At 54.3% G+C, this 8,261-nt stretch carries 8 protein-coding genes; 7 read left to right on the forward strand and 1 reads right to left on the reverse strand.

Annotation, left to right across the window (positions count from 1 at the left end):
• Nucleotides 1-62: 62 nt before the first annotated feature.
• From FD744_RS20310 to rbsR, 7 genes are all read left to right on the forward strand, one after another.
• Nucleotides 63-458: a YgiW/YdeI family stress tolerance OB fold protein gene (locus FD744_RS20310; protein ID WP_034830066.1), complete on the forward strand. Its 396-nt coding sequence runs from the start codon at nt 63-65 to the stop codon at nt 456-458.
• 170 nt (nt 459-628) lie between these two features.
• Nucleotides 629-1,048, forward strand: coding sequence for a D-ribose pyranase (rbsD, locus tag FD744_RS20315; RefSeq protein WP_038643989.1), 420 nt, complete (start codon nt 629-631; stop codon nt 1,046-1,048).
• A gap of 7 nt (nt 1,049-1,055) precedes the next feature.
• Nucleotides 1,056-2,564 carry a ribose ABC transporter ATP-binding protein RbsA gene (gene rbsA / locus FD744_RS20320; protein WP_034830070.1) on the forward strand — a complete coding sequence of 503 codons (1,509 nt, stop codon included), beginning with the start codon at nt 1,056-1,058 and terminating at the stop codon, nt 2,562-2,564.
• Nucleotides 2,561-3,532: a ribose ABC transporter permease gene (rbsC, locus tag FD744_RS20325; RefSeq protein ID WP_034830072.1), complete on the forward strand. Its 972-nt coding sequence runs from the start codon at nt 2,561-2,563 to the stop codon at nt 3,530-3,532. The genes rbsA and rbsC overlap by 4 nt, the downstream gene beginning before the upstream one ends.
• Nucleotides 3,533-3,559: 27 nt before the next feature.
• The gene (gene rbsB / locus FD744_RS20330; RefSeq protein ID WP_034830075.1) at nt 3,560-4,435 is read left to right on the forward strand and encodes a ribose ABC transporter substrate-binding protein RbsB; all 876 of its coding nucleotides are present in this window, start codon (nt 3,560-3,562) and stop codon (nt 4,433-4,435) included.
• A gap of 64 nt (nt 4,436-4,499) precedes the next feature.
• Nucleotides 4,500-5,429: a ribokinase gene (gene rbsK / locus FD744_RS20335; protein ID WP_097118411.1), complete on the forward strand. Its 930-nt coding sequence runs from the start codon at nt 4,500-4,502 to the stop codon at nt 5,427-5,429.
• 13 nt (nt 5,430-5,442) lie between these two features.
• Nucleotides 5,443-6,426 carry a ribose operon transcriptional repressor RbsR gene (gene rbsR, locus FD744_RS20340; protein ID WP_097118537.1) on the forward strand — a complete coding sequence of 328 codons (984 nt, stop codon included), beginning with the start codon at nt 5,443-5,445 and terminating at the stop codon, nt 6,424-6,426.
• On the opposite strand, the gene mdtD is transcribed toward rbsR, so the two are convergent.
• On the reverse strand, nt 6,423-7,826 hold the full coding sequence (gene mdtD, locus FD744_RS20345; protein ID WP_034830079.1) for a multidrug transporter subunit MdtD: 1,404 nt from the start codon (nt 7,824-7,826) through the stop codon (nt 6,423-6,425). The two genes, rbsR and mdtD, sit on opposite strands and share 4 nt — an antisense overlap.
• Nucleotides 7,827-8,261 lie beyond the last annotated feature (435 nt).

Raw genomic sequence — 8,261 nt, forward strand, 5'->3', positions numbered from 1 at the left:
GTTAAGAACCCTGTGCTGTAATAGCCTCCGTATTCCACACATTCATGGAACAGAGGTGAAAAATGAAAAAGAGTGCAGCGTTAATCGCGATTATTATGTTGGCTTCCACGCCGGTTCTGGCCGCGCAGCAGGGTGGCTTTGTTGATCCCAGTGCGCCAAAGGCTCAGGTTCACGCAGGTGGCTTCCAGGCAGATAACACCAGTGTAGTGACCGTTAAGCAGGCTGAAGAGATGAAAGACGACAGCTGGATCACCGTGCGCGGTTATCTCGATAAGCAAATCGGCGATGAGGATTATCTGTTTCGTGACGGTAGCGGCAACATGAAAGTGGAAATCGACCATAAGCGTTGGCACGGACAGACCATCACTCCGAAGGATCAGGTTGAACTGACCGGCGAGCTGGATAAGGACTTTAATTCCATTGAGCTGGACGTTAAGCAGGTCCGCAAGCTGCCATAACACCCTTCAGAGCCGTTCAGGCGGCTCGCATCCCCCACCAAACTCAAATTATTTCCGGCACAAGCGAAACGTTTCGATGGCGATCACATTTCCGTGATGACGTCATTGAGTTGCCGCGCACATTTAATACACTCCCGCTCAGCGAAACGTTTCGCTGTGGAGTGGAAGAAATGAAAAAAGGTCGCTTGTTAAACGCTGAACTCTCTCATGTGATTGCCCGCCTGGGGCACACCGATACGCTGACGATTGCGGATGCGGGCTTGCCGATTCCGGCCGGACCACAGCGAATCGACCTGGCGTTGACGCCGGGAACGCCCGAATTTTTACAGGTGGTTGATGTTGTCACTCAGGAGATGCAAGTCGAAAGCGCCCTGATGGCGGAGGAGATCAAGCAACACAATCCGCAACTCCACAGCGCACTGCTCGCCGTGCTCGATGCCTTGCAACGGCACCAGGGGAATGTCATCACCATCCGTTACACCAGCCATGAACAGTTCAAACAAGAAACGCAGCGTAGTCAGGCCGTCATTCGCAGCGGAGAGTGTTCTCCGTATGCGAATGTCATCCTGAGCGCTGGCGTAACCTTCTGAGGTCGTTATGCAACCGTTATTGCAACTCAAAGGGATTGAAAAGTCGTTTCCCGGCGTGAAAGCGCTGAATGGCGCTTCGCTGGCTGTTTATCCGGGGCGCGTGATGGCGCTGGTGGGTGAAAACGGCGCGGGGAAATCCACCATGATGAAAGTGCTGACCGGCATTTACAGCATGGATGCGGGCTCTCTGCAGTGGCTGGGCAAGGATGTGGCTTTTTCTGGACCGAAAGCGTCGCAGGAAGCGGGCATTGGCATTATTCATCAGGAACTCAACCTGATTCCGCAATTGACCGTGGCGGAGAATATTTTCCTCGGTCGCGAATTTGTTAACCGCTTTGGCCGCATCGAATGGAACCGGATGTACGCCGAGGCGGATGCCTTATTACATCGTCTGAACCTGCGCTTCAACAGCCATAAGCTGGTGGGCGATTTATCGATTGGCGATCAGCAGATGGTTGAGATCGCCAAAGTACTTAGCTTCGAGTCGAAGGTCATCATTATGGATGAACCGACCGATGCGCTGACCGATACCGAAACCCTGTCGCTGTTCCGCGTCATCAATGAACTGAAAGCGCAGGGCTGCGGCATTGTTTATATCTCGCACCGTATGAAAGAGATCTTCGAGATTTGCGATGATGTCACCGTGTTTCGTGACGGGCAATTTATTGCCGAGCGCGCGGTGAGCGATCTCAGCGAAGAGAGTCTGATCGAGATGATGGTGGGCCGTAAGCTGGAAGATCAATATCCGCATATTGATCAGGCACCGGGCGATATTCGTTTAACTGTTAAAAATCTCAGCGGGCCGGGCGTGGATAACGTCAGTTTTAACCTGCGCAAAGGGGAAATCCTTGGCATTTCCGGTTTAATGGGCGCGGGACGGACGGAACTGATGAAAGTGCTATACGGCGCACTGCCTCGCAGCAACGGCACCGTTACGCTCAACGGTCGCGAAATTATTACCCGATCACCCCAGGACGGCCTGGCCAACGGCATCGTCTATATCTCAGAAGACCGCAAGCGCGATGGCCTGGTGCTCGGCATGTCGGTGAAAGAGAACATGTCATTGACCGCGCTGCGCTATTTCAGCCATGCCACCGGTAATCTGAAACACAGTGAAGAACAACTGGCAGTAGGCGACTTCATCCGTTTGTTCAACGTTAAAACCCCGTCAATGGAGCAGCCGATTGGCCTGCTGTCGGGTGGTAATCAGCAGAAAGTGGCGATTGCGCGCGGATTAATGACGCGCCCGAACGTACTGATTCTGGATGAGCCGACGCGTGGCGTGGACGTGGGTGCGAAAAAAGAGATTTATCAGTTAATTAACCAGTTTAAAGCCGAAGGGCTGAGCATCATTTTGGTGTCATCGGAAATGCCGGAAGTGCTGGGCATGAGCGATCGCATCCTGGTGATGCATGAAGGCCATCTGAGTGGCGAATTTTCCCGTGAGCAGGCTACCCAGGAATCCCTGATGGCGGCGGCAGTCGGTAAGCAACACAGCGAGGAGTTAGTTGTATGAGCACCCAAACCTTACCCGCCAGCCGTCGCTGGTTTAGCAAAGCCTGGCTGCTGGAGCAGAAATCGCTGATTGCGCTGATCGTGCTGATTGCCGTGGTGGCGAGCCAAAGCCCGAACTTCTTCACTGTTGCCAACATGTTCAACATCCTGCAGCAGACCTCGGTTAACGCCATTATGGCCGTCGGCATGACGCTGGTGATTCTGACGTCGGGTATTGATCTGTCGGTGGGATCGCTGCTGGCGCTCACCGGTGCAGTCGCCGCTTCAATTGTCGGTTTGGAAGTGAATGCGCTGGTGGCAGTAGCGGCTTCGCTGGCGCTGGGTGCGGCGATTGGCGGTATTACCGGCGTGATTGTGGCGCGCGGCAAGGTACAGGCGTTTATCGCCACGCTGGTGATGATGCTGCTGCTGCGCGGCGTGACCATGGTGTACACCAACGGTAGCCCGATCAACACCGGTTTCAGTGATAACGCCGATCTGTTCGGCTGGTTCGGTATTGGCCGTCCGCTGGGTATCCCAACGCCGGTGTGGCTGATGGCAGTAGTGTTCGCGCTGGCGTGGTACATGCTGCATCACACGCGCCTCGGTCGTTACATTTATGCGTTAGGCGGCAATGAAGCGGCGACACGTCTGTCAGGTATCAATGTTAACCGCGTCAAAATCATCGTCTATTCGCTGTGTGGTCTGCTGGCAGCGCTGGCGGGCACCATCGAAGTGGCGCGCCTTTCCTCTGCGCAACCGACGGCAGGTACCGGTTATGAACTGGATGCCATCGCGGCGGTGGTCTTAGGCGGAACCAGCCTGGCGGGCGGTAAAGGTCGCATTATGGGAACGCTGATTGGCGCGCTGATCCTGGGTTTCCTGAACAACGGCCTGAATCTGATGGGCGTATCTTCTTACTACCAAATGATTGTCAAAGCCGTTGTCATTCTGCTGGCGGTGCTGGTGGATAACAAAAGCAGCAAATAACTCTGACCTTCACACAGGACTCTATAAATGAAAAAGTTAACTGCATTGGCCGTCATCCTTGGCGCCACCCTCAGTGCTGGCGCGATGGCTAAGGACACCATTGCGCTGGTTGTATCAACGCTGAATAATCCGTTCTTTGTGTCTCTGAAAGATGGCGCACAGAAAGAAGCCGACAAACTGGGTTATAACCTGGTGGTGCTGGATTCGCAGAATAACCCGGCGAAAGAGCTGGCGAACGTACAGGATCTGACTGTGCGTGGCACCAAGCTGATGCTGATTAACCCAACGGATTCTGATGCCGTGGGTAACGCCGTGAAGATGGCCAACCAGGCCAACATTCCGGTGATCACCCTGGACCGCGTGGCGGCACAAGGCACCGTGGTGAGCCACGTGGCTTCTGACAACCGCTTCGGCGGCAAAATGGCCGGTGACTTCATCGCGAAGAAACTGGGCGATGGCGCAAAAATCATCGAGCTGCAGGGTATTGCCGGGACTTCCGCAGCGCGCGAGCGTGGCGAAGGCTTCAAGCAGGCTGCTGATGCGCACAAATTTAATATCCTGGCGAGCCAGCCAGCAGATTTCGACCGTACTAAAGGTCTGAACGTGATGCAGAACCTGCTGCAGGCGCATCCGGATGTACAGGCTGTATTTGCTCAGAACGACGAAATGGCGCTGGGCGCACTGCGTGCGCTGCAGACTGCCGGTAAAACCGATGTACTGGTGGTGGGCTTTGACGGTACCGCTGACGGTGTGAAAGCGGTAGAAGCCGGTAAACTGACCGCCACAGTGGCGCAGATGCCTGATAAAATTGGCGTGATTGGTGTGGACACTGCAGATAAAGTGCTGAAAGGCGAAAAAGTACAGTCGGTTAATCCAGTTGACCTGAAGCTGGTCACCAAATAAAAAACAAAGAAAAGCATGGCAACGCGCCACCGTCCTGGTGGCGCAACTTTCTGGATCACTCCCTATGAACACAAGCGCAAAACTGGCGGTACTTGGCAGCATCAATGCCGACCACATTCTGAACCTCACCCATTTTCCGCGTCCGGGCGAAACGGTGATCGGCAAACAGTATCAGATTGCCTTTGGTGGCAAAGGGGCTAACCAGGCCGTGGCGGCCGGTCGTGCTGGCGCGGATATCGCTTTTATTGCCTGTGTAGGTGCAGATGACATTGGCGAACGTATTCGCCAGCAGCTGCAGCAGGACCGTATTGATACTGCTCCGGTAGAAATCGTGGCAGACGAAGCCACCGGCGTGGCGATGATCTTCGTGAATGGCGAAGGTGAAAATAATATCGGCATCTATTCCGGTGCTAACGCGGCGCTGACGCCAGCCTGTGTCGATCGCCATCAGCAAGTGATTGCTGATGCTGAGGCCTTGCTGATGCAGTTGGAATCGCCGCTGGAAAGCGTGTTGGCGGCAGCGAAGATTGCGCGTGCCAATGCCACGCAAGTGATTCTGAATCCAGCGCCTGCCACACATTTGTCTGATGAGCTGCTGGCCTTAATCGATATCATCACACCGAACGAAACCGAAGCCGAAATTCTGACCGGCATCGCGGTGAAAAGTGATGAAGATGCAGCACATGCGGCGCAGGCGTTGCATGATAAAGGCATCTCTACCGTTTTGATTACCTTAGGTCGTCGTGGTGTGTGGTTGAGCGAGCAGGGCACAGGCGTGCGTATTCCGGGCTTCAACGTGCAGGCTATCGACACCATCGCAGCGGGCGATACTTTTAACGGTGCCTTTATTACCGCGCGTCTGGAAGGTGTTGCAATGCATGATGCCGTGCGTTTTGCCCATGCCGCCGCCGCAATTGCGGTGACGCGTCCGGGTGCGCAGCCCTCAGTGCCGTGGCGCACTGAGATCGATAACTTCCTGCAGCAACAGGGTTAAGCCTTTGGCGACCATGAAAGATGTCGCCCGCCTGGCGGGCGTCTCCACTTCCACTGTTTCCCACGTCATCAATAACAATCGTTTTGTGAGCGAACAGGTGCGGGAAAAAGTGGATCAGGCAATCCGTGAGCTGAATTACGCGCCCTCCGCGCTGGCACGCAGCCTGAAAATCAACCAAACCCGCACTATTGGCATGTTACTGACGGCCAGCAGTAACCCGTTTTATTCAGAAGTGGTACGCGGCGTAGAAAATAGCTGCTACGAGCGCGGCTACAGCCTGATTCTGTGCAATACCGAAGGCGATGAAGAGCGCATGAATCGCAGCCTCGAAACGCTGATGCAAAAGCGTGTCGATGGCTTATTAATGATGTGCACCGAGACGCACCTTCCCTCTGCGGAGATCCTCAATCGTTATCCGTCCGTACCCATGGTGATGATGGACTGGGCGCCGTTTGAAGGGCGTGGCGACATCATTCAGGATAATGCGCTGCTGGGCGGTGAATTGGCAACGCAGCATCTGATCGATCGCGGATACACGCGTATTGCCTGTATTGCCGGTCCGCAGGATAAAACTCCGGCGCGTTTGCGTCTGGAAGGTTTCCATAAAGCGATGACCAACAGTGGATTACCGGTGTTGCCCGGCTATGTGGTCGACGGTGATTTCGAATTTCAGGGTGGGTTTAATGCGATGAACCAGCTACTGACCCTTGAGTTGCTACCCGAAGCGGTTTTCACCAGTAACGATGCGATGGCAGTGGGCGTATATCACGCGCTATTCCAGGCGGGATTACGCGTGCCGCAAGATATCGCGGTGATGGGTTATGACAATATCGAACTGGCACGTTATCTCACACCACCGCTTAGTACCATCCATCAGCCCAAGGATGAACTGGGCGAACTGGCGATTGATACGCTGATTCATCGTATGAGCGATCCCGACGCCAGCCAGCAAACGCTGGTACTGACGCCGGAGCTGGTGGAACGCGGTTCGGTTTAAGCGGTTTTCTTCTTTTTCTCGCGATTAGCGATCAGATTGCGGCCATCGCCGGGACGCAGCATCAGGAAAGCAAACGCGGACAGCACGGTGATCACGCCCATCGTCAGGAAGGTGGCGTGGAATTGCTGCACGGTTGTGCTCTCGAAATCCTGATAGAAACGCAGTACCGCCGCACTGACGGCCACGCCAAAGCTGATCGATACCTGCTGCGTTACTGCCAGCACGCTGTTACCACCGCTGGCATTCTCATCATTCAAATCGGCCAGTGTGATGGTGTTCATCGCGGTGAATTGTGTCGACATCGCCATACCTAATACAAACAGCGCGGCTAACAGCATTAATACACTTTCACCCGGTGTTTGCAGTGAGAAGCTGGCGACAAGAATGCCGATGATGATGGTGATACCGACCAGCGTTTTACGATAGCCGAAGCGACGTAGCACTTGTGTCACGGTGGATTTGGCCAGCAGCGAGCCAATCGCTGTTGGCCCCATCATGCAACCCGCTATCAGTGCGGGATAACCAAAGCCCACCTGTAACATCAACGGCATCAGGAACGGAATACAACCCGTGCCCAGACGTGCCGCGATATTACCAATGATGCCGACCGAGAAGGTTCGGGTCTTAAACATCGGTAAGTTGATCAGCGGTGCAGGATGGCGGCGTGCATGCACTATATATAGAAGCAATAGCGCGACACCGGCTAACAGCACCAGCACCGCCTGCCACGGCGACACGATACGCTCTCCGAACAGTTCGATACCGACGGATATCAGCACCAGACCTAAGCCAAACAGAATGAAGCCGCCAAAATCAAAGCGGCGCTTAGGCGTGGTGAAATCCGGCATATATTTACGTGCATAGAAGATGCCCGCGATGCCGATGGGAATGTTGATCAGGAATATCCAGTGCCAGCTGGCGTAGGTGACCAGCAAGCCACCGAGCATCGGCCCCAGAATCGGTCCGACTAATCCCGGCATGGTCACAAAGTTAAGTACTGGCAGCAATTCACTGCGTGGATAAGCACGCAACAATGCCAGGCGCGCGACCGGCATCATCATCGCGCCACCAACACCCTGGATAATGCGTGAGATAACCAGCATGCTCAGCGAGCCCGAGAGTGCACAAGCTAAAGACCCCAACGTAAATAGTGAAACGGCCACGATAAAGACTTTGCGCGTGCCGAAGCGATCGGCCAGCCAGCCGCTGACCGGGATCAGCATGGCGACAGTGAGCGTATAGCTGATCACAGCAGATTGCATGGCAAGAGGGGAGCGGTCGAGACTGGTGGCGATAGCAGGAAGCGCAGTATTGAGGATGGTGGCATCGAGGGCTTGCATGAAAAACGCCATTGCGGCGATCCAGGGCAAGCCGGCCATACTGCGCGCGGAGCGAATCATTGAAAGTCCTTCTTTAATAATTGTTCAGTCTGCAACAAAGAAAACGGCGTTGGACTAACAGAATAGCATTGGTGCTTATACGCGTGACGCTGATTTGTGCCGCCAAACGGGCGCTTTTGACTGATTATTGATCGAGAAATGTCTGTTTTTAGCCTGTTCGGTTAAAAAAGTAGCGCTCAGTCAATTTTTTGCAATAAACCCTTGTCAGCTCCGAATAACTCCCTATAATGCGCCACCACTGAGACGGCAAAGCGGCAACGCAGACGGCTCAGCAGGGAGTGAAGAAATTCATCCTGCCGGAAAAAAACGCTGAAAAAAGTGTTTGACTCTGAAGGAGGAAAGCGTAATATACGCCACCTCGCAACAGCAGCTTAAGGCGCTGATTGCACCGCTCTTTAACAATTTATCAGACAATCTGTGTGGGCACTCGCAGGA

This window comes from Pantoea sp. Taur, from assembly GCF_009830025.1.
Taxonomy (GTDB): Bacteria; Pseudomonadota; Gammaproteobacteria; order Enterobacterales; family Enterobacteriaceae; genus Pantoea; species Pantoea communis.